The following is a 1,849-nucleotide window of genomic DNA, read 5'->3' as shown; positions in this document are numbered from 1 at the left end:
GGGAGCGCTACTGGCTCAACTCCGTCTCGACGGGCGATGCGACGGGCTTCGGTCTGAACAAGGCCGAGCACCCGCTGCTGGCGACCACCACTTCCCTCCCGGGCGGCCGGTGGCAGGCCACCGCTCACCTGTCCCTCGACACCCTTCCTTGGCTCGTCGACCACGCCGTCCACGACACCCCGCTCCTACCGGGCACCGCGTTCCTGGATCTCGCGCTCCACGCCGCCCACGCCCTCAACACACCCACCCTCGAAGAACTCACCCTCCACACACCCCTCACGCTCGCCACCGACAGCGCCCGCGATCTCCACATCAACGTCACCGCGCCGGATGACGAAGGCCGTCGCCAGGTGACGTTCCATTCGCGGGTCAGCACCGACGACACGCCCGAGTGGGTCATGCACGCGACGGGCGTCCTCATCTCCGCCGAGCCGACGACAACCGCACCGGCCTTCCCCGGCCGACCCACCGCGGACCCGGTCGACGTCTCCGACCTGTACGACCTCCTGGCCGAGCGCGGTTACCACTACGGCCCGTCGTTCCAGAACCTCCGCGAGCTGCACCGGGACGGCACGACCCTGCACGCCCTCGTCCAGCTCGACCCCGACACCCCCGTCACCGGCTACGACATCCACCCCGCACTGCTGGACGCCGCGCTGCATCCGCTCGCGGTCCAGGGGATGGACGCCGGCGAGACCCCGCTTCCCTTCTCCTGGCGGGACGTCCATCTGTCGGCGACGTCCGCGACTCAGCTCCAGATCCGGATCACCGAGACCGGAGAGCGGATGGTCCGGATCGACGCATGGGACGATTCCGGCTTCCCGGTCGCGTCGATAGGCACGCTCACGCTACGCTCGGTGAGCAGCGACGAGTTCCTGAAGGCGTTCGCGGCGGGAACCGACCGCTCCCTGTTCACAGTGGAATGGTCACCTGCCAGGACGACCGGCGAACCCGCCTCCGAAACGACGACGGTCCTTCTGGACGACGCGACGACGCTCGACTGCCTCTCCGAGGCGATCAGCGCAGGCACGGACACACCGCAGCACGTGCTGCTCGACGTCCGAAGCACCGAGGACGATCCGGCCGAGATCGAGTCGCTGACGGCCGATGTCCTCGACCGTCTCCGCCACTGGGTGCCGGACGAGCGATTCACCGAGTCCCGGCTCGTGGTCCTCACTCACGGAGCGGTGGCCGTGGAGCCGGGGGACGTCTCACTGAGTCACTCGCCCATCTGGGGGCTCTGCCGTTCGGCCCAGACCGAACACCCCGAACAGATCGTCCTCGTGGACACCGACGACCACCCGGACTCAGCGGAGAACCTCGGAAACGCATTGGCGACCGGCGAGGCCCAGCTGGCTCTTCGGGCGGGCCGCGTTCTGATACCGCGCCTGGTGTCGGCCGACCGCCAGACGCCGGCTCCGCTCGTCCAGGCCGGGGACGGCACCGTACTGATCACCGGCGGCACCGGAACCCTCGGTGCCCTGGTCGCCGAACACTTCATCACCCAGCACGGCGCCGCACACCTGCTCCTCACCAGCAGACGAGGACTCGACGCCCCGGGCGCAGCCGAACTCCAAGAACGTCTCGAAAGCCTGGGAGCGCAGGTCACGATCGCGGCCTGCGACGCCGCCGACCCGGACGCGCTGGCCGAACTCCTCGCCGCCATTCCTGACGACCGTCCGCTGAAGACCGTCGTCCACGCGGCCGGAGTCTTGGACGACGCGCCCCTGGAAAGCCAGACGCCCGAACGCCTGGCCGCCGTGTTCCGGCCCAAGGTGGATGCCGCGTGGAACCTGCACCAGCAGACCCGCGACCTGGAGCTGGACGCGTTCGTGCTGTTCTCCTCCGC

1 protein-coding gene is annotated in these 1,849 nt (G+C 69.4%); it reads left to right on the top strand.

Translation table 11 applies throughout. From position 1 onward, the window contains the following. Positions 1-1,849, top strand: a 1,849-nt coding sequence (locus AF1_RS32420) for a type I polyketide synthase (RefSeq protein WP_157419429.1), incomplete at both ends; no start/stop codon positions are given.

It is taken from the genome of Actinomadura formosensis NBRC 14204, from assembly GCF_001552155.1.
GTDB classification, from domain to species: domain Bacteria; phylum Actinomycetota; class Actinomycetes; order Streptosporangiales; family Streptosporangiaceae; genus Spirillospora; species Spirillospora formosensis.
Note: the sequence above shows the minus strand (reverse complement) of the source record. Positions and strands in the feature narration are given on the sequence as shown.